Annotated in this window: 20 protein-coding genes; 7 read left to right on the forward strand and 13 right to left on the reverse strand. The window is 43.9% G+C overall.

The genetic code is table 11. The features are described 5' to 3' along the window. Genes WC227_00345 through WC227_00390 form a run of 10 tightly spaced genes read right to left on the reverse strand, consistent with a single transcriptional unit; the run spans position 1 to position 9523 of the window. Complete coding sequence (locus WC227_00345; GenBank protein MFA6963155.1) at positions 1-954, reverse strand: Gfo/Idh/MocA family oxidoreductase; 954 nt, start codon at positions 952-954, stop codon at positions 1-3. Beyond that, a complete protein-coding gene (gene pseF / locus WC227_00350; protein ID MFA6963156.1) occupies positions 941-1663 on the reverse strand; it encodes a pseudaminic acid cytidylyltransferase in 723 nt (240 codons plus the stop codon). Before pseF ends, WC227_00345 begins: the two co-directional genes overlap by 14 nt. Positions 1664-1671: 8 nt before the next feature. Continuing rightward, a complete protein-coding gene (pseI, locus tag WC227_00355; GenBank protein MFA6963157.1) occupies positions 1672-2715 on the reverse strand; it encodes a pseudaminic acid synthase in 1044 nt (347 codons plus the stop codon). Beyond that, positions 2712-3212, reverse strand: coding sequence for a GNAT family N-acetyltransferase (locus tag WC227_00360; GenBank protein ID MFA6963158.1), 501 nt, complete (start codon positions 3210-3212; stop codon positions 2712-2714). The genes pseI and WC227_00360 overlap by 4 nt, the downstream gene beginning before the upstream one ends. Before the next feature lie 7 nt (positions 3213-3219). Next, positions 3220-4056 carry a hypothetical protein gene (locus WC227_00365; GenBank protein MFA6963159.1) on the reverse strand — a complete coding sequence of 279 codons (837 nt, stop codon included), beginning with the start codon at positions 4054-4056 and terminating at the stop codon, positions 3220-3222. 41 nt (positions 4057-4097) lie between these two features. Next, entirely contained in the window at positions 4098-4832 is a 735-nt protein-coding gene (locus WC227_00370; protein ID MFA6963160.1) for a beta-ketoacyl-ACP reductase, read from the reverse strand. After that, on the reverse strand, positions 4825-6009 hold the full coding sequence (locus tag WC227_00375) for an acetyl-CoA C-acetyltransferase (GenBank protein ID MFA6963161.1): 1185 nt from the start codon (positions 6007-6009) through the stop codon (positions 4825-4827). Before WC227_00375 ends, WC227_00370 begins: the two co-directional genes overlap by 8 nt. Positions 6010-6030: 21 nt before the next feature. Further along, complete coding sequence (gene pseC, locus WC227_00380; protein ID MFA6963162.1) at positions 6031-7182, reverse strand: UDP-4-amino-4,6-dideoxy-N-acetyl-beta-L-altrosamine transaminase; 1152 nt, start codon at positions 7180-7182, stop codon at positions 6031-6033. Between the two features lies 1 nt (position 7183). Next, entirely contained in the window at positions 7184-8182 is a 999-nt protein-coding gene (gene pseB / locus WC227_00385) for a UDP-N-acetylglucosamine 4,6-dehydratase (inverting) (protein MFA6963163.1), read from the reverse strand. Between the two features lie 48 nt (positions 8183-8230). Beyond that, positions 8231-9523 carry a lipopolysaccharide biosynthesis protein gene (locus WC227_00390; protein ID MFA6963164.1) on the reverse strand — a complete coding sequence of 431 codons (1293 nt, stop codon included), beginning with the start codon at positions 9521-9523 and terminating at the stop codon, positions 8231-8233. An 85-nt stretch (positions 9524-9608) separates the two neighbouring features. On the opposite strand from WC227_00390, the gene rfbA reads away from it, so the two are divergent. From rfbA to rfbD, 5 genes are read left to right on the forward strand one after another with little or no spacing between them, the layout of a single operon-like run. Continuing rightward, a complete protein-coding gene (rfbA, locus tag WC227_00395) occupies positions 9609-10499 on the forward strand; it encodes a glucose-1-phosphate thymidylyltransferase RfbA (GenBank protein ID MFA6963165.1) in 891 nt (296 codons plus the stop codon). After that, the gene (rfbC, locus tag WC227_00400) at positions 10496-11059 is read left to right on the forward strand and encodes a dTDP-4-dehydrorhamnose 3,5-epimerase (GenBank protein ID MFA6963166.1); all 564 of its coding nucleotides are present in this window, start codon (positions 10496-10498) and stop codon (positions 11057-11059) included. Before rfbA ends, rfbC begins: the two co-directional genes overlap by 4 nt. Further along, the gene (locus WC227_00405; GenBank protein MFA6963167.1) at positions 11059-11598 is read left to right on the forward strand and encodes an NUDIX hydrolase; all 540 of its coding nucleotides are present in this window, start codon (positions 11059-11061) and stop codon (positions 11596-11598) included. Before rfbC ends, WC227_00405 begins: the two co-directional genes overlap by 1 nt. Beyond that, positions 11595-12620 (forward strand): dTDP-glucose 4,6-dehydratase, encoded by a 1026-nt coding sequence (gene rfbB / locus WC227_00410; protein MFA6963168.1) that lies wholly within the window; start codon positions 11595-11597, stop codon positions 12618-12620. The genes WC227_00405 and rfbB overlap by 4 nt, the downstream gene beginning before the upstream one ends. Then, the gene (rfbD, locus tag WC227_00415; GenBank protein ID MFA6963169.1) at positions 12620-13474 is read left to right on the forward strand and encodes a dTDP-4-dehydrorhamnose reductase; all 855 of its coding nucleotides are present in this window, start codon (positions 12620-12622) and stop codon (positions 13472-13474) included. The genes rfbB and rfbD overlap by 1 nt, the downstream gene beginning before the upstream one ends. Before the next feature lie 53 nt (positions 13475-13527). Here rfbD and WC227_00420 read toward each other — a convergent pair whose 3' ends face one another. Beyond that, positions 13528-13968 (reverse strand): GtrA family protein, encoded by a 441-nt coding sequence (locus WC227_00420; GenBank protein MFA6963170.1) that lies wholly within the window; start codon positions 13966-13968, stop codon positions 13528-13530. A 125-nt stretch (positions 13969-14093) separates the two neighbouring features. On the opposite strand from WC227_00420, the gene WC227_00425 reads away from it, so the two are divergent. Beyond that, on the forward strand, positions 14094-14849 hold the full coding sequence (locus WC227_00425; GenBank protein ID MFA6963171.1) for a type II toxin-antitoxin system Phd/YefM family antitoxin: 756 nt from the start codon (positions 14094-14096) through the stop codon (positions 14847-14849). A gap of 65 nt (positions 14850-14914) precedes the next feature. On the opposite strand, the gene WC227_00430 is transcribed toward WC227_00425, so the two are convergent. Next, the gene (locus WC227_00430) at positions 14915-15541 is read right to left on the reverse strand and encodes a DedA family protein (protein MFA6963172.1); all 627 of its coding nucleotides are present in this window, start codon (positions 15539-15541) and stop codon (positions 14915-14917) included. A 107-nt stretch (positions 15542-15648) separates the two neighbouring features. Continuing rightward, positions 15649-16860: a tRNA (adenosine(37)-N6)-threonylcarbamoyltransferase complex transferase subunit TsaD gene (tsaD, locus tag WC227_00435; GenBank protein ID MFA6963173.1), complete on the reverse strand. Its 1212-nt coding sequence runs from the start codon at positions 16858-16860 to the stop codon at positions 15649-15651. Between the two features lie 197 nt (positions 16861-17057). Here tsaD and WC227_00440 point away from each other — a divergent pair, with 197 nt between their 5' ends. Next, positions 17058-18005 carry a peptidoglycan bridge formation glycyltransferase FemA/FemB family protein gene (locus WC227_00440; protein ID MFA6963174.1) on the forward strand — a complete coding sequence of 316 codons (948 nt, stop codon included), beginning with the start codon at positions 17058-17060 and terminating at the stop codon, positions 18003-18005. Positions 18006-18064 lie beyond the last annotated feature (59 nt).

An 18064-nucleotide genomic window follows, 5' to 3' on the forward strand; every position in this document is an offset into this window, starting at 1 on the left:
TTACGATCCCTTCATATTAATAGCCGTTTCTAGATCAGCAATGGCCTCTTTGGCTGAGCACAGAAGCGTTTCTTTTTTTGTTAAATGTGAGAATATGTTATCGGCGGCAAAGTATATAGACCTATTTAGCGAAGTCTTGAGGTTGTTCTCCTTCACTAGGTATTTATAACCTTCGAACTCATCGCTCTTCTCTACCCGCCAAATCTCAACATCATTTCCTGAATTGCGTATCTGAATTCTACCGCTAGCAAAAAGGAGTTCCAGTTCGAAGATTGTATAGTTTTTCGAGCCTATCGCCAAGAATGCAACATTGCCTGAGTTTATCTTCAGAATACCACTCACCGATGGATCGTCAGTAGAAAAATCATTCTCTCTCGCAAAAGGTTCAAACGCACCGGCTTCCCCCAAAAACATCCGAAGAAGATCGACCATATGCGAGCCATTATGCATAACGCCCTTACCATAGTAAGCCGTACCACAGATAAAGTTACCATATTCGCCTGCCTTAACAGCCTCGGCCAAATTTATTAGTTCCGGGACAAACCGCCTAGAATAGTTGACCTGCAAGGCGATACTGCGCTCCTCACAGATTTTTACAATCTCCACGGCCTCTAGTAACGTTTTGGTAATTGGCTTCTCAGCAAAGATAGCCTTGATCGACTTGGTCATCAATGATTTTAGAATCTCCGCATGGAAATCGTCTGGCACGCAAACGCTGACAACATCAATGGATTCTGATGAAAATGCTTCGTCAATATCCTTAAAACTACGACATCCCCACGCCTTGGCTGCTTTCGTGCCCCTCTCAGTGTCATTATCGACAAAACCAACCAGCTTAAAACCAGGATGTTCGGTATAAGCGTGAGCGTGTGTGATGATGTTTTTGCTGTTGGGAGTATCAAAATACGCTCCAATTTTCCCAGCTCCAACAATTAAAGCTTTAAGTTTGTCCATTATTTTCCAAAATTTTGTACTTCATCTCGGCGATCTTCCAGTCCTCCAGGGTGTCGATATCCTGAACCTCTGATTCAGGTATCTCTACGGGGACAGCATCATCAAGAAATGATTTCTTCTGAGCCAAAAATTTTTCTGTATTATACCAGTAAAACTGGCCACTATCGTGGTAGGACGATTCCAGATCCTGCGAGTGTTTATGCATATTCTCTGGCCAAATCATTTTTAAGCGGTCCTTTTCAATTTGGAAAGCTCGCTGGATCGGAAAGCTATATTTTACGACTGCCACAACCTGATCAGCGTGATTTTCCCTTAATTTCTGAAAGCCTAATTTCAATCTTTCAGCATTTATAAACGGTGCGGTCGACAAAATCACGCAGAAATTGTCAAAAGATTTGCCCTCCTTCTCATATCTCTTGATCACTTCCTCAAAAACATCAATGAGGTTGGCCTTGCTGTCAGAGTTCTCCCGACTTCGTAAAAAAGGAACCTTGGCGCCTGATCTTCGTGAAATCTCTGCAATCTCTTCGTCATCTGTCGAGACCATTACCTCGTCAAAACAGCCACACTTTACGGCAGCATCGATAGAATATTTAAGAATTGGCTGACCAAGAAAATTTTTGACATTTTTTCTCGGAACTCTCTTGCTACCACCACGGGCGGGGATAATGGCTAATGTTTTGCTCTCCATCATATAAACCTCGGTCATGATTAATTCTAAATGTGCATCCAATTAAGTGGCGTACCCTTTTCTAGGTGTTTTTTGGCTCTTTTACCCAATATTGCATTGAGATGTTTCGGCGGTAACCCAAAGCCTGGCCTAACCGATCGTATGTTGTCAGTAGTAAATAATTCACCTCGTTCAATATTCTCTGCTACAAAAAGTGACCGACAGAAATCTCGGCTCTTGCTTGCCTTTTCGGTCAATTCATAATTCACCTTGCCAAGAGATTCTTCTACTTCTCGAATAGAACTAACCATTTTGCGAAAATCTTCTGGTTCCATAGAGAAAGATGCATCTGGCCCACCAATTTTTTTATCCAATATGAAATGCTTCTCAATTATCTTTGCGCCAAGAGCACAGCTAGCGATCGGAATCGCTGAACCAATGGTGTGGTCAGATAAGCCAGCAATCGCTTTCAGCCTCCGACCGATGTCTGGGATCGTTGCTAAATTTATCTCCCTCAGAGGTGCAGGATATGACGAAGTGCATTTAAGTACTGCAATTTGGTTATTACCCATTCTTCGACAAGCGGCAATAGCATCCTCTATATCTGATAACTCCGCGACACCTGTCGCTAGTATCATCGGCTTGCCTTTCGACGCGGTATATTCGATCAACGGAATATCTGTAATTTCAAAAGAAGCAATTTTGTAAGCAGGCACATCCATTTTTTCTAGAAAATCGACAGCCGTATTGTCAAAGGGAGTCGAGAAACACTCCATGCCAAGATCATTGGCGATTTTCTTGAGCTTCGGCTGCCACTCCCATGGCATAGAGGCCTCTTCGTACAATTTATGAAGATTTTTACCATCCCAGATTGTGCCCTGCTTGATCTTGAAGTAATCATTGTCGCAATTTAGTGTAATAGTATCCGCAGTGTAAGTTTGCAACTTTACGGCATCTGCACCTGAATCTCTCATCGCCCTAACAGTGTCCGCTGCTATCTCGAATTTGTTTCCATGGTTGGCCGATAATTCGGCGACAATGAATGCCGGAGCTCCATCACCAATCGTTTTATTCCCAATCTTCAATCTCATCGGGATCTCTTTCTTAAATCACATTTACAGCGTAAGAATTTCTCTCCGCTTATAACACTTTCTTTCTCGAAAACGAAACCGGCATATTCAGAGTTTCTGACAGCTGCTAGATTGTTTGGTTTTATGTCACCAGTAGCAAAGCTTATTTCGGGCCGATATTTTTTTAAGTAGTCCATGCCTCTGATAAGAAGAATTTTGCCAAGACCATATCCCCTAAACCTTTTGTGAAGACTAACACCGGTCAAGGCCTCGTCCCCTTTGAGATCAAATCTTACTTGACCAGCAAAAAGGCCCTTAGTTTCAGCGATCAGAAAAATATAATTCTTATCGCAAATTTTTCTGGCGAACCACGCCTTATGGTTCTTAAAATCTAATTTTTCTTGATTTACGGAATTTTTTCTTACCAAGGGATCATTAAAAAGATAGAAGATCTTTTTGCAATCTTTCTCGGTAGCCAACCGAAGTGTTACGTTGTCTCTAATTTCGTTTTTATCCATTGCCACCTTAAATAATATAAGAATACGGCGCAAACTCCGCATGGTCTTTGCTAATATATCCTATAATGCCTCTTAATTCAGCGTTTGTAAATTCAATCTCATCCTCAAGATGATCTAATTTGATTGGAAAAGCTTGGATTGTTGCTCCTCGGGGAAAGGATTTGTGCTTATTTGCCATACGCAAAACCCGAGGAAAATGCGGCGAGTGAGTCACAACGCCGATTATGTCTCCGATATTGAATTCAATGTTCGGAAATTTTAAATCGGTCACCTGATCAATGGTACAAGTGATAGTTCCGTCGGGTATACAGAGCTTCTCCTCCGGGAAATTTAGCTTGCCTATTCTGACAGCACTCCTTAAAGCTTCTATTTGTATTTTAACCCCGTTGTAGATTAGATAAGGCCCAAATTCTCTGATAATATTTTCGACCTGTTCTTCAGTCAAACTTTTTTGGTCTTCTTCTGAGAGTCCTGAGACAGCAAGACTAATTTCCCGAATAATTTTTATGGCGTGGTCAATTCTTTTTTTATCGGAATTGTGCGCCCAAGTTTTATCCTTATAGATAGCATCGCCTGTCAAATCAGTGATCGACTCCTGATAAGTCCCAGCCCCAGAGATCGCCCAAATCGCTTTGTATGTTTTTGGTTTTTCGTGGTCAAACTGTATCGGTTTTGAAGCTGCTTGATCCAAACTCTCAATTTCAAGAACAACTGTTTTTATGAGATGATCGAGCCGATCCTCGTGACCACGCCAATACTCTCCATGCTCTTCAGTCGCATAGTCGAGGAGGGCCGGACTATCAATCCCTTTAGTTAATTTTGATATAGTTTTTTTCTCATTCATATGATCGACTCCGCAATCTTTCCATACAAGAGGCATCGACGCTATAGCCAACCGCCGTTGATACCGATACATTCTCCGGTAATATAGCTGCTGTCGTCAGAAGCCAAAAAAATGGCTAGTTTCGCAATTTCTTGCGGTTTGGCTAATCTGCCAAGAGCAATTTTTGGCAAAACTTTTGTTTTCATTATTTCATCTGGGACTCCGGCCACCATATCAGTTTCTGTAAAACCGGGGCAAATGGCGTTGACTGTGATACCGTATCGTGCCGTTTCCTTGGCCAGAGACTTGGTCAGGCCGATCAAGCCGGCCTTGGCGGCGCTATAGTTTGTTTGGCCGAAGTTACCGATCTGAGCTATAATGGAGGAAATATTGATGATTCGCCCTCCGCCATTTTCAACCATTTTAGGTAAAAATTGTTTGATGATGAAAAAGGGGCCGTAAAGATCAGTTTTAATCACGGCGTCCCAATCCTCGAGAGACAACTTCAATAGCGTTCTATCTCTAGCAATACCAGCATTATTTACCACAACATCCACCTGGCCAAATTGATCCAGAATTTTCGCGCAAGCTTTTTCTACTTCTTCGTAGTTAGCTACATCAAAGTAGAATATGGAGCTCTTGGGAGAAATTTCTTTGACCTCAGCGACGGTCTGCTTGGAAGCGTCGTTTTCTTTGGTTCCCGTCATCGCTATTGTATAACCATTTTTCGCGAACTCCAGGGCCATACTTTTGCCAATTCCTCTGGTCGATCCAGTGATAACAGCAATCTTATTCATAGTTTTCTATCAGCATCGCAATGCCCTGACCACCACCAATACAAAGCGAGGCTACCCCATATTTTAATTTTCTTCTTTTGAGTTCATGGATGAGACTGACCAAGATACGAGCGCCACTTGCGCCAATTGGGTGGCCGAGGGCGATAGCTCCACCGTTTACATTAACAATTTTTTCATCTATACCAAGTAGTTTCAAGGCAGCAACACTTTGGCTGGCAAAAGCCTCGTTTAGTTCCCAAAGATCGATATCTTCAATCTTGAAATTTGCCTTCTTGAGGCAAGCAACTACTGCATAATAAACACCCATACCCATGATCTTGGGATCCAGACCAACAGAAGCATAACTCATAATCCTAGCCATGGGCTTGATTTTCTCATTTTGAACAAATTTTTCAGAGGCAACGAAGATAACCGCAGCTCTATCATTTAAGGATGAGGAGTTGCCTGCTGTCACGGTGCCGTCTTTGTCGAATATGGGCTTCAACTTAGCAAGCGCCTCAAACGTTGTGTCGGCACGGGGTTGCTCGTCAATTTTGAACTCCGCCATTTCTTTCTTCTGCTTCACCAGAACAGGAACAATCTCATCTGACAGACGGTTCTCCATCATGGCCGCAAGGGCTTTCTCATGACTTCTGAACGCAAATCGATCCTGGTCTTCCCTAGAAACTTTGTATTTCTTGGCAACATTTTCAGCTGTTACCCCCATATGTTCGCCGATCAAGGAACAAAATAATCCATCAGTAATCATACTATCTTTGATCGTCTGATCTCCAAGTTTTACTCCGAACCGATGATCATCAATTAAATATGGGCTACGGCTCATGTTTTCCATCCCACCAGCGACAATCAAGTCTGCTTCTCTGAGCTCGATCGCCTGGCTGGCCAAGGTAATGCTTTTTAACCCTGATCCACAAACCTTGTTTACTGTGTAGGCCGGAACTGATTCAGGAATTCCTGCCTTGACGCTAGCAATTCTGGCCGGATTCTGCCCCAATCCAGCAGACAAAACATTGCCAAGAATAACTTCTCCGACTTTCTTTTCAATCCCTGGATTCTCGGCAATCAAATTTTTGATAACAGCCGCAGCAAGCTCTGGTGCTGAGCTACCCTGAAGACTACCACCGAATTTTCCAACGGCTGTTCTTTTGGCTGAGACGATATACACATTTTCTTTCATAACATATTCCTCGGCTCCTAGTCAGCTGACCAGTATTTTTATTTTTTGGATAACAAAGTTTACTTCAACATCGGTCATTTTTGGATACAATGGTAAGCTCAAACACTGCTCGTAATACGCTTCTGCAACAGGATAATCCCCAACCTTATACCCGTATGTGTCTTGATAATAAGGCTGCAAGTGAGCAGGAATATAATGAACCTGCGAGCCAACATTGTTTTTCCTTAATTCTTCCATCACCTCTTTGCGCGTCTTACCAATTTTAGCAAAATCAATTTTTAATACGTAAAGATGAAATGCAGAGCCGACGCCTGGCTTTTCATAAGGGGTAACGACATTTGGAAGTTTAGCGAACGCTTTATTGTATTTATCAACGATTTCCCGACGGCGTGCAGCAAATTTGTCAAGTTTCCTAAGCTGACTCAAACCAAGCGCAGCTTGTATGTCAGTAATACGATAATTGAAGCCAAGATCTTGCATTTCATAGTACCAAGGACCGGGATTTTGGCTTAATATTGCTGGATCTTTGGTGATACCATGAGATCGAAGCAGGAGCAACTGTTTGTATATTTTTTCATCATTTGTAGTGATAGCCCCGCCCTCTCCAGTAGTAATCGTCTTAACCGGATGGAACGAGAAGGTCGTCAGATCGGAATATTTGTTTGACCCAACCTTACTGCCATCAGCAAACGAAGATCCGATAGAGTGAGCGGCGTCCTCAATTACATAAATGCCTTTACTCTTCGCAAAATCGTATATTTCCTCCAAGTCGGCGACCTGGCCAGCAAAATCGACGGCCACAATTACCTTGGTTTTGTCGGTCACTCTCTTCTTGATTTCCACTAGGTCAATATTGCAGGTGTCCTCCCTGATATCCGCGAAAGCAGGGGTTAGCCCGCAATAAGCAAGGCAGTTGGCTGAAGCAACAAATGTATTGGGTGTGGTGATCCCCTCACCGTTCCCTAAATTTAATGCTAAAACGGCCAAATGGAGGGCGGCCGTGCCGTTGGAGACGGCGACACAATGTTTTGCGCCAGTATATTTGCAAATTGCCTGCTCAAACTCCTCTATTTTTGGACCTTGTGTCAAGAAGTCGCTTTTGAGCGTTTGGACAACTTCAGCGATATCGTCGTCATCAAGCCACTGCTTGCCATATGCAATAAAACTATTCATTTTAATACACAATCTCTATTGATTTCAAAAATTCTGTAATGCCTTTTTGATCCAACCACTCATCGTTTAAATCTGAGGAATAGCGGAATCCCTCCATCACTTTCTTGCTCCCTGGTTTGCAATGAATTTTTGGGTTCCACCAATCAAAATCTGGATAGATAATGTAGTGATCGCCGTAGTCATGGGTTAATCTGGAGTCTTCCTCAGTGATCATGACTTCATGAAGTTTCTCCCCTTCCCTGATGCCAATTTCTTTAAGCTTGACCTCTTTGTGCATCGCTTTGGCCAAATCAGTAATTTTGACAGACGGGATCTTGGACACATAAATCTCGCCGCCTTTGGCTTCTTTGATCGCCTTAAATACAAGATCGACGCCTTGATTGAGAGTTATTAAAAATCGGGTCATACGGAAATCAGTGATCGGAATTATTCTTTGGCCAGAATCTAACAACTGTTTGAAGAAAGGTATGACTGAGCCGCGGCTACCGGCAACGTTGCCATATCGGACTACAGAAAAAACTGGGCCCTTGCCCCCAGAGTAAGCGTTGGCGGAAACAAACAATCTATCAGAGACTAACTTGGTGGCCCCATAAAGGTTGACTGGATTGACAGCTTTATCGGTAGAAAGAGCAACTACTTTCTCGACCCCGCAGTCCAAAGCCGCATCGATTACATTCTCTGCGCCGTGAATATTGGTTTTGATGGCCTCCATCGGGTTGTATTCGGCTATCGGCACATGCTTCATAGCGGCCGCATGGATCACAATATCTACTCCATTGAGGGCCCTCTTCAGACGATCTTTGTCACGGACATCTCCGATAAAGTAACGCAGCTGACTGTCATATTCGGCGAACTGTCGGCGCATCATGTATTGCTTATACTCGTCACGAGAATAAATGATGATCTTTTTTGGTTTATATTCAGACAAAATCCGCTTAGTAAATTGCTTACCAAATGAGCCGGTCCCACCCGTGATTAGAATTGTTTTATTATTTAGCATATCCGTACCTCTTAATAATCAAGTAGAAAAATTTGTAATTGTCTCGACTCACTCGCTCATTACTTTCTTTATATAGAAACGCTGAATCGCTATCGTGATACAATAGTTTGCTATCAGAGTCCCAATCACTAAAGACACGGAGAAGAAGCTAAACCTCACAGCCACTATATAGAGGCAAATCGCTAAGAAATTTACTCCATATGTAGTTAACAGACATTTCCTATAATATTGTTCCGAAAAATCAAGAATGATTGTAGCATATATCGATTGGAACAGAAAGACAACTGAGAGCACGGAGAAGCCAATAACATAAAATAAACTGACCGGGTATTGCCGCCCAAATATTGATAACATTATTAGAGTCAAGCAAGATGCAAGAACAAACAGCGGCAGGAACCCAATACAAAAGATTTTATCAATTTTTTTAATAAATGCTTTGTCTTTTACCCGAACTGTAGCAGGGAAAAATACGTTGTTAAACAATTGCCCAGCTTGTGCGATCAAGGTAAAAGAAGAAAAATAATAGGCACTGTATATGCCAAACGCTGTGAATCCAAGATATTTCGCAATTATTATTTTGTCAGCGGATAAGAAAATCGTGCCAAGCAGCGCGCTTATGAGAAACCATTTCCCCTCCCTCAAAACAGCCAATGAATCAGTAAAGTTACTTTTGCCAAAATATCTTTTAAGATAGGATAGATAATAAATCGATATTGCTATAGCCCCAGCGACTAGAACTGAAACGAATCCCGCAAATGTGTGATCTTTTAGGACAAAAAACACCGCGATAAATAGAACGGCAACGATAATCACCTCGAATATCTTAGCCTTAGCCTGAACTTTGAACTCCTCCAGCCCTCTAATGGACGAATCAAATAAAGTTTTAGCTGAGAAAACAATTGTGTAGCATATGAGCATCAGAAAAAAGGATTTTCCTCCAGACATTATCCGGCTCACAAAAGGATAAACTATTGGCGAGAGGACCACCAACCCGACTAGCACCAGAAAAACAATGTTGCTTATTGATGAGATAACCCGTTTTCTAGCTTTAACGGAAGGGTCTCTCGCGATGCTTCTGATAAGTACTGTATCCAGACCCAAAAAAATGAAAATAATTAAATACTGATTTGCAACCAGCATGAGATTGTATTTTCCATACTCGATCGGTCCCATGAAGCGCCCAGCCAGGGTGGTAATCAGCATGAGAATTGGTAAGGCTCCGATGCCAGACAAAAAGGACCACGATAGGCGAGTTAAGAATGACCGCATCTCATCCCCCATCTCATGACCGAAGACCTTGAGGTGGACTTTTTCGACAAATTGTACTAATCTTTTTTTCATAATTCTTGTCCGATCATATCAGGAATGATTGCTCTTATAAACCCTTGATGATAATATTTGAGTCAGATAAATAAAAGGAGTCCATATGAAAGGTATAATTTTAGCAGGTGGGAGTGGGACGAGACTTTATCCGTTGACCATGGCGATGAGCAAGCAGATGTTGCCGATCTATGACAAGCCGATGATCTTCTACCCACTATCAATCCTGATGTTGGCTGGGATCAAGGATGTTTTGATAATTTCAACACCGCACGATCTGCCAAATTTCAAGAAATTGTTGGGGGACGGATCGGATTACGGAATCAAATTGAGCTACGAAGAGCAGCCTTCTCCCGACGGCCTGGCTCAGGCTTTCATCATCGGTGAGAAGTTTATTGGTAGCGACGACGTCGCGATGGTCCTGGGAGACAATATTTTCTTTGGCAACGGGCTGACCGAGATGTTGAGAGACGCCGCCAGCAACAAAAGCGGAGCGACTGTCTTTGGCTATTATGTCAATGACCCGGAGCGATTCGGCGTTGTCGAGTTCGACGAGAACAATAGAGCGATCTCGCTGGTCGAGAAACCAACCGAGCCCAAGTCCAACTACGCCGTGACCGGCCTCTATTTCTATGACAACCGCGTCGTCGAATTCGCCAAGAATTTGAAACCGAGTGATCGAGGCGAGTTGGAAATCACCGATTTGAACAAGGTATATTTGGAAAAGGGTGATCTCAACGTCAAATTGCTCGGCCGAGGATTTGCCTGGCTCGACACTGGAACGGTGGATTCGATGTCGCAAGCCAGCGAATTTATCCGCATTGTTGAAGAGCGCCAGAATATCAAAGTTGCCGCACTCGAAGAAATTGCCTTCAACCAGGGTTGGATTTCGAAGGATCAATTGCTCGTATCAGCAAATAGGTATGGTAAGTCTCCATATGGCCAATATTTAAAGAAGGTGGCTGAGGGCAAAATTAAAATCCTGGAGTCGCTATGAACGTGACCGAAACAGATATTCCCGGAGTCCTAATCCTCGAGCCCAAGGCTTTTGGTGACGATCGTGGCTGGTTTATGGAGACTTACAGTAAATCTAAGTTTGAGGAGGCCGGGATCAAGGGTGAATTTGTTCAGGACAACCATAGTTTTAGTGCACAAAAAGGCACTCTTCGCGGAATTCATTTCCAGAAGAATCCGATGGCACAAGCCAAAATAGTCCGCTGTACCAGAGGAGCCGTCCTAGACGTTGCGGTTGATCTGAGGAAAGACTCGCCCACATTCAAGCAATGGGTTTCTGTCGAGCTCACGGCCGAAAACAAGAAAATGTTTTACATTCCCAGAGGCTTTGGCCATGGTTTCCTCACACTCGAAGAGAATACAGAATTTCAGTACAAGGTAGATAATTACTATTCGCCAGAAAATGATAGGAGCATCCGTTTCGACGACCCAGAAATCTCTATCGACTGGCAAGTGGCAGAGCCGATCGTGTCAGAAAAGGATCGACAAGCTCCTCTGCTCAAAGATAGCGACGTTGATTTTGCATATCAGGAAAATCAATAATGGCTGGCTGGAAAAAAGTTGATAGCAAAACCGCCTTTGAGTGTCCTTATTACTCGATTTCTGAGGATAATGTGATCCGTCCAGACGGCGCACCAGGCAAATACTTCCATGTCGTGACCAAAGGCTCGGTTTCTATCATCGCAGAAGACACGGACGAGAAGATTTATATGGTCAGCCAGCATCGCTACACGGCAGACAATGAATTGTCCACTGAAGTAGTAGCTGGCGGTATCGAGAAAAATGAAGATCCTTTGTCAGCAGCCAAGCGAGAGCTTGTGGAGGAAGCTGGAATCGCTGCTAAAGAGTGGATATATTTGGGGAACTTTCGGCCATTCAATGGTATTTCCTCCGAGATTGATTACGTCTACTTGGCCCGAGATTTGACCCAAGGGCTTAGTAATCCTGATTCGACTGAAGATATTACGCTATCGAAAAAAAGTCTGGCCGAGGTAAAAGAATTGATATTGAAAAATGAGATCACTGATGGCCAAGCCATCGCCGCATTGATGAAATATATTATATATAAGGAGAATGTATGAAAATTTTGGTAACTGGGGGCGCTGGATTTATTGGTTCAAACTTTATTCTCTACATGATGAGCAAGTATCCCGACTACGAAATAGTTAACTTGGATAATCTGACCTACGCAGGAAATCTAGAAACTCTTGCCAGTGTCGAGAACAATCCAAATTATACTTTTGTCCATGGTGACATTTGCGATCGCGAAACGGTCGTCAAGGCGATGGCTGGCTGTGATATTGTCGTCCATTTCGCCGCAGAATCCCATGTCGATCGTTCGATCACTGGGCCAGCGATTTTCGTCAAGACAAATGTTGTCGGGACTCAAGTCTTGCTCGATGTTGCCAAGGACAACAATATCAAGCGATTCCATCACGTCTCGACCGATGAAGTCTTCGGTGCCCTCGACTTGGACAAGCCAGAAGAGAGATTTTCCGAATCAACTCCATATTGTCCGCACTCCCCATATTCTGCTTCCAAGGCCGGTAGCGACCACCTAGTTCGTGCTTATCATGATACTTATGGACTTGATGTGACTATCTCCAACTGCACCAACAATTATGGCCCGTATCAATTTCCAGAGAAGGTTATTCCCCTCTTCATCACCAACGCCCTTCAAGACAAGGCCCTCCCGATCTATGGCAAAGGCCTGGCTATCAGAGATTATATCTATGTCACCGACCACTGCGCTGGCATCGATCTGATCGTTCACAATGGAAAAGCCGGCGAGACCTACTGCCTCGGCGGTCATGCTGAGAAAAATGGCCTGGAAGTAGCTGACACAATATTGAGAACAGTCGGCAAGCCAGAGACACTCAAGACTCACGTCGAGGATCGCAAGGGTCATGATATGAGATATGCCATTGACGACACCAAAATCCGCAACGAGCTTGGCTACAAGCCTTCCGTAACTTTTGACGAGGGCATCCAGAAAACTATTGATTGGTATAAGGAAAACAAAACTTGGTGGGAACGGATCATCTCCAAGGAATATCTCGACACCAATAGAGAGCAATTAAACAATTCAAAGGTTGGGGAATAATGAAAATATTAGTCACTGGCGCCAAAGGACAACTTGGCAAGAAAATCATCGATTTACTAAGCGATAAATACGAATTGGTATTGACCGACTCGGCAGAAATGGATATCACAGACAAGGCGAAAGTCCTCGAAGTTGTTGGCGCGGAAAAGCCAGATTTCATCTTGCACGCCGCCGCTTACACTCAGGTAGACAAGGCCGAGGAAACGGAAGAGATTTGCCGCAAAGTGAATTCACTGGGCTCGGAAAATATTGCAAAAGCAGGTAAAGAATTTGGCTCGACCGTGATTTACATCTCGACTGATTATGTCTTTGACGGCAAGAAAGATTCGCCTTATACCGAAGAAGACGCAACCAATCCTCTCTCAGTATATGGGAAGACGAAACTCGAGGGCGAAGAAGCCGTTAAAAATAATTGTGATAAATACTATATTATCCGCTCCGCTTGGATCTTTGGCGAATTGCCAGAGGGCCATCCAGGAACCAATTTCGTCGAGACGATGCTCAGACTTGCCAAAGATCGAGATGAATTAAGCATCGTCAGCGATCAGATCGGCTCGCCTACTTACACTGGCGATTTGGTCGAGGCAATTGAGAAAATAATCGAAATCAAACCCGCCTACGGCGTTTATCTCTTTTCTGGCGCTGGTGCCGCTTCATGGTACGACTTCGCAGTTGAGATTTTCAAGCAAACCAATACCAAAATTGAGGTCAAGCCGATCACAAGCGACCAATATCCCCAAAAAGCGACGAGACCAGCCTATTCATACATGGATAAAACTAAAGTCGAGACAGCACTCTCTTCCAAAGTTCGGCCATGGCAAGAAATGTTGGCTGACTATCTCAAAAGAAGATAATTGTTTACACTAAAAAAGAGGCCCATCGTGAGCCTCTTTTTTTATAGATATTCCTATCTCTTGTATGTCCAGAGCTTGTTGATGAAGAAATTCCAGATGATCGCTGAGCCAGAGGCGAAGACAAGTGGCATGATATCGTGTTTACCCATCAGGACAGGATTGTAGGAGCCAAGAGTCGCTCTGAATACTAGCCAATTGATGCCCCAGCCGATCAGGCTGACAACAAAGAATTTGACCAGGATCATGCTTTTGGCGTTAGCTTCGCCCGATTGAGCAATTTTTTGATATTCCTTCTTGAAGGTCCAAATCGTGTTGAAAAGGTATGAATTGGCGACCGCGACCAGGAATGAAATCGCCTTGGCGATGCTCTTGTCCCCCTCTAGCACCGAAGCCGTCAAAAGATAGTAGACAACCCAGTCGACACCGGTGTTGACGACGCCAACTACACCAAACTTTATAAATTGAACGAGATTCTCATTTTTCGATTTATTCATTTTTCGATTCTCATTAATTTTCTGCTCTTTCCAATTATACTCGAATTACGGAATTGTGAAAATAAATATTAAAATGCTAGAATGGAATAAATAGAAAGATTGTAAAATAATTCACTGGAGGTGCCATGCTTGAAGTAGACATTGAGAAAATTATTCCGATTACCGATGCGCGAGACAGATTCAATCAGATTATTGAAGAAGTCGAAGCCAGCGATGATATGTACGTGGTGACCAAGAACGGCAAACCGTCAGCAATCATCGTCGGTGTCCACCACCTTGAAAAATTGACAGGTAACAAGCTGCCGACAGAGTCATTTTCTGAAGAAAAAACAGATGAACCGGTTGCTAGCGCAACTCCGTCTGCTGATAATATTGACGCAGTTGCACCAATTGATGAACCGATGGAAGAAAAGCCCGTTGACGTAGATTCTTCGGCCTCGGCAGCGACGCCAGTGACCGCCCCAACATCCGATTCTGCAGATATTGATTCGTACAATCCCAAGACAACAGAGGCCCAGGATAATCAAACTGATGACCTTTTCGAAACACCAAAAGACGAAATACTCGCCGCCCCAACCACTTCTACTCCTCCAGTTACCCCAACTGCGCCAGTCGTGCCAGCTCCGGCCGAACCTGTCGCAGCGGCTATAGCCCCAACCGCAGAACCTGCCCCCGTGGCGAAAGAGACCCCAATGACAGCCCCAGCAGAATCAGCTACTTCACCAATTGATGAGCCTCTTCCCGAGGAAAATCCTGCTTCGACATCAATGCCTTCGACTCCTTTCCCAAATTCTTTCCCCTCGACCATGCCAGCGCCAACACCTCCTGCCACACCAGTCACTCCTCCGACACCGCCAACCCCACCTGTAACTTCAATTTAATATTCAACTAAAAAATCCTTCGGCTCTCGAAGGATTTTTTGTATAGATACATTTGACTTTCGACTTTAGACTTTCGACTTTCGACTTAATTTGAGATGTCTCCAGACGTAGAGAACGATCAGAAGTATTACTATCACGAGCATCGCCATATCGAAATTGTGCAATTTGGTCCTGATCGCTTCCCAATTCGCACCCATTTTGACACCGAGCCAGGCGAAAAGCGCCGTCCAGGGCAAAGCGCCCAGGAAGGTATAGATTGAGAAACGCTTAAAGTTCATCTTGGCGATTCCGGCAGGAAATGAGATATAAGTGCGAATCACTGGTAGGAGTCGGCCAAAGAAAACCGTGGCGTCGCCATATTTCGTGAACCACTTGTCGGCTAAATTGAGATCGTGTTTGGAGATCAGGATATATTTGCCGTACTTCTCTATCAGCGGTCTTCCGCCACGATGGCCTATCCAGTAGGCCAGCCAAGAACCGACCAAATTGCCGAAGGCGCCGAGAAAGGTAATAGCCCAAAAATTCATCTTCCCTTCGGCGACCAGGAATCCGGAGAAAGGCATGATCACTTCTGATGGCATCGGGATACCGCAAGATTCGACCGTCATGAGCAGGAAGACACCAGAATATCCCATGACATCAATAATATTGATAACTGCTTGGGCCAACGCATCGATAATGTTTGTAATCATAAGTAGTGTTTCGTATTACGTATTAAGTATTAGGGGGAAATGAAAATTCACTCTTCTAATTCTACTCGATTTGGTTCATTTTTTGAAGATGATAACTTACTTACCGTTTAGGTTAGTTCCCAGTTTGAATCCACATCAATCTCATCCCAATTCGAAATTTTGCCCTGTTTGATATGATGATAAGCCGCCAACCCGATCATAGCCGCATTATCCCCAGTCATGTCTCGAGGCGGAGTCAAAAATTGAATAGTTTTATCTTTCGACTTTATACTTTCAACTTTCAACTGGATTTGGCTTGCCAGATACTGATTGGCCGAAACTCCTCCAGCGAAAACAACGGTCTTGGGCTGGAACTCCTTGACCGCTCTAGCGGTTTTCGTCGCCAGTACCTCGGCCACTGCCTCCTCGAAGGCGTACGCAATTTCCTGCTTGATTTCATCTGGAATTTCGGTTGGAGAATTCAAATTCAGTTCTAGGACGATATCTTTTGTCTTCTGCAAAACCGAGGTCTTGAGTCCAGAAAAAGAGAAATTATAAGTTCCATCATTCATTACCGGACGCGGGAACACAATAGAGTTTGGCGTTTGGAGTTTAAAGTTTGGAGTTTCTTCTCCTGACTCCCGGCTCCCGGCTCCCAACCTTCTAAACTCGCAGGCGAGTTTAGAAATCGCTGGTCCCCCCGGGTAGCCCAGCCCCAGAAGCTTGGCGACCTTGTCATAAGCTTCGCCAACGGCGTCATCGAGTGTCTGACCAAGCGTCTCGTAAATCCCATGATCTTTCATTAATGTAAGGGACGTATGCCCACCAGAAACAGTCAGGGCAAGAATCGGGAATTGATCATCTGCACTTGATAATTCTCGGCTGAAGGCCGAGTAAATGTGTCCTTCGATATGATTGATTGGAATTATTGGCAACCCTCTGGCGTAGGCCATAGTTTTCGCTGCATTGAAGCCTACGAGCAGAGAACCGATCAAGCCTGGCCCAGCGGTGACAGCAATATGAGTAATCCCAGAAAGCTCTTCTATCGCTTCCTGATAATCGGCAGGGCCAACTTCTCGGCCCAATAATAGCGCTTGCGAGATGACTGGTATAATTGCTTCCATATGAGCGCGACTAGCCACCTCTGGGACGACCCCTCCGGTTTGGGCATGAAGATCAATTTGGGAGGAAATAATATTCGACAAAATGACAGGTCTAAGGCCTGTCATCCCGGACTTGATCCGGGATCCATCTAATTGCTCTTCAATTACTGCCGCCGCCGTCTCATCACAACTAGTTTCAATAGCCAGTATGCGAATTTTAGTATTTTTATTATTCATATTTTTTCGCGCCTCGTCTCGTCCTCCGTAGCTTTAGCGAAGGATGGATCACAGCCCCAAAGGGGCCCCTTCGGGGCTAGTTTCAATGGCTAATATTCTGATTTTGCTCTTTTCCATTCCATTGTTTTACCATTTTTGAGCCTCTGATTCAATCAGAGATGTTTCCACCTACCCGCTCTACCTGTTATAATTGTGACATGAACAATATCTTCCAATCCAAAGAGTGGGAGCAGTTTAAACTTGCTACCGGTTACCAGAAGAGCTACTGGGTTGGTGATATTTTGGTCCTGCAGAAAAATCTGCCCCTAGGCTATTCAATGCTGTACGCGCCGATGGCGAATAGCGAATCTGGAATCTGGAATCTAGAATCTGGAATAAAAGAATTTTCGAAACAGATAAGAGAAATAGCGAGGCAAAATAATAGCATTTTCTTTCGCTTGGAGTTTAATGTCCCTGTGGCTGGACCAAATTCAAAATTCAAAATTCTAGATTCCCGCTTTGGTTTTGCCAAAGCGTTCGAGGAAATGCAGCCAGAGCACACTCTCTTGCTTGATCTCTCCAAAACAGAAGAGGAATTGCTCTCCGAGATGAAGCAAAAGGGACGCTATAATATCAAAGTGGCAAGCAAAAACGAGGTTAAAATTCATTTTGGGACTAGCCCTAATGACATCGATAGCTTTTACAATCTTTACGAACAAACAGCCAAACGACACGGCATCACCCATCGAGCCAAAAAATATTTCATCCAGCTAGTTGAAATCCTCTCGCAAAAAGGTTACTGTCGTGTTTATACGGCCAAGAAAACGATTGGGGGCAAGGAAACGGATCTGGCCGCTATGATTATGGTTTATTCTGGAGAGACCGCGATCTACATGTTTGGCGCCTCAAACGATGACTTCAAGAACACGATGGCGCCGTACCTGATGCAATGGACCGCAATCAGGGATGCGAAAGAAGAGAAATACAAGAAATATGATTTCTTCGGCATCGCACCAGATGATAATCCAAAGCATCCATGGGCCGGCGTGACCAGGTTCAAACAACAGTTCGGCGGACAAGCAGCCCAAATTGCCGGTAGCTATGACTTGATCATACAGCCTACGGCCTATCAATTATTTAAAATTGCAGAGAAAATCAGACGATGATTAATAGAATGATCAAGGGTCAAGTATCAATGATCAAGTAAGTTATAAAATAATTTAAG

This window comes from Patescibacteria group bacterium (assembly GCA_041671645.1).
GTDB lineage: Bacteria > Patescibacteriota > UBA1384 > XYA2-FULL-43-10 > 1-14-0-10-43-13 > JBAZBD01.

What these genes read in the sequence shown, in the direction of transcription:
- WC227_00425 (MFA6963171.1), top strand. Translation starts at nt 14,094, where the DNA reads ATGCTTGAAGTAGACATTGAGAAAATTATTCCGATTACCGATGCGCGA.
- rfbA (MFA6963165.1), top strand. Translation starts at nt 9,609, where the DNA reads ATGAAAGGTATAATTTTAGCAGGTGGGAGTGGGACGAGACTTTATCCG.
- pseF (MFA6963156.1), bottom strand. Translation starts at nt 1,663, where the DNA reads ATGACCGAGGTTTATATGATGGAGAGCAAAACATTAGCCATTATCCCC.
- WC227_00360 (MFA6963158.1), bottom strand. Translation starts at nt 3,212, where the DNA reads ATGGATAAAAACGAAATTAGAGACAACGTAACACTTCGGTTGGCTACC.
- rfbC (MFA6963166.1), top strand. Translation starts at nt 10,496, where the DNA reads ATGAACGTGACCGAAACAGATATTCCCGGAGTCCTAATCCTCGAGCCC.
- rfbD (MFA6963169.1), top strand. Translation starts at nt 12,620, where the DNA reads ATGAAAATATTAGTCACTGGCGCCAAAGGACAACTTGGCAAGAAAATC.
- WC227_00420 (MFA6963170.1), bottom strand. Translation starts at nt 13,968, where the DNA reads ATGAATAAATCGAAAAATGAGAATCTCGTTCAATTTATAAAGTTTGGT.
- rfbB (MFA6963168.1), top strand. Translation starts at nt 11,595, where the DNA reads ATGAAAATTTTGGTAACTGGGGGCGCTGGATTTATTGGTTCAAACTTT.
- WC227_00345 (MFA6963155.1), bottom strand. Translation starts at nt 954, where the DNA reads ATGGACAAACTTAAAGCTTTAATTGTTGGAGCTGGGAAAATTGGAGCG.
- WC227_00405 (MFA6963167.1), top strand. Translation starts at nt 11,059, where the DNA reads ATGGCTGGCTGGAAAAAAGTTGATAGCAAAACCGCCTTTGAGTGTCCT.
- tsaD (MFA6963173.1), bottom strand. Translation starts at nt 16,860, where the DNA reads ATGAATAATAAAAATACTAAAATTCGCATACTGGCTATTGAAACTAGT.
- WC227_00440 (MFA6963174.1), top strand. Translation starts at nt 17,058, where the DNA reads ATGAACAATATCTTCCAATCCAAAGAGTGGGAGCAGTTTAAACTTGCT.
- WC227_00430 (MFA6963172.1), bottom strand. Translation starts at nt 15,541, where the DNA reads ATGATTACAAACATTATCGATGCGTTGGCCCAAGCAGTTATCAATATT.
- pseC (MFA6963162.1), bottom strand. Translation starts at nt 7,182, where the DNA reads ATGAATAGTTTTATTGCATATGGCAAGCAGTGGCTTGATGACGACGAT.
- WC227_00370 (MFA6963160.1), bottom strand. Translation starts at nt 4,832, where the DNA reads ATGAATAAGATTGCTGTTATCACTGGATCGACCAGAGGAATTGGCAAA.
- WC227_00375 (MFA6963161.1), bottom strand. Translation starts at nt 6,009, where the DNA reads ATGAAAGAAAATGTGTATATCGTCTCAGCCAAAAGAACAGCCGTTGGA.
- WC227_00365 (MFA6963159.1), bottom strand. Translation starts at nt 4,056, where the DNA reads ATGAATGAGAAAAAAACTATATCAAAATTAACTAAAGGGATTGATAGT.
- pseI (MFA6963157.1), bottom strand. Translation starts at nt 2,715, where the DNA reads ATGAGATTGAAGATTGGGAATAAAACGATTGGTGATGGAGCTCCGGCA.
- WC227_00390 (MFA6963164.1), bottom strand. Translation starts at nt 9,523, where the DNA reads ATGAAAAAAAGATTAGTACAATTTGTCGAAAAAGTCCACCTCAAGGTC.
- pseB (MFA6963163.1), bottom strand. Translation starts at nt 8,182, where the DNA reads ATGCTAAATAATAAAACAATTCTAATCACGGGTGGGACCGGCTCATTT.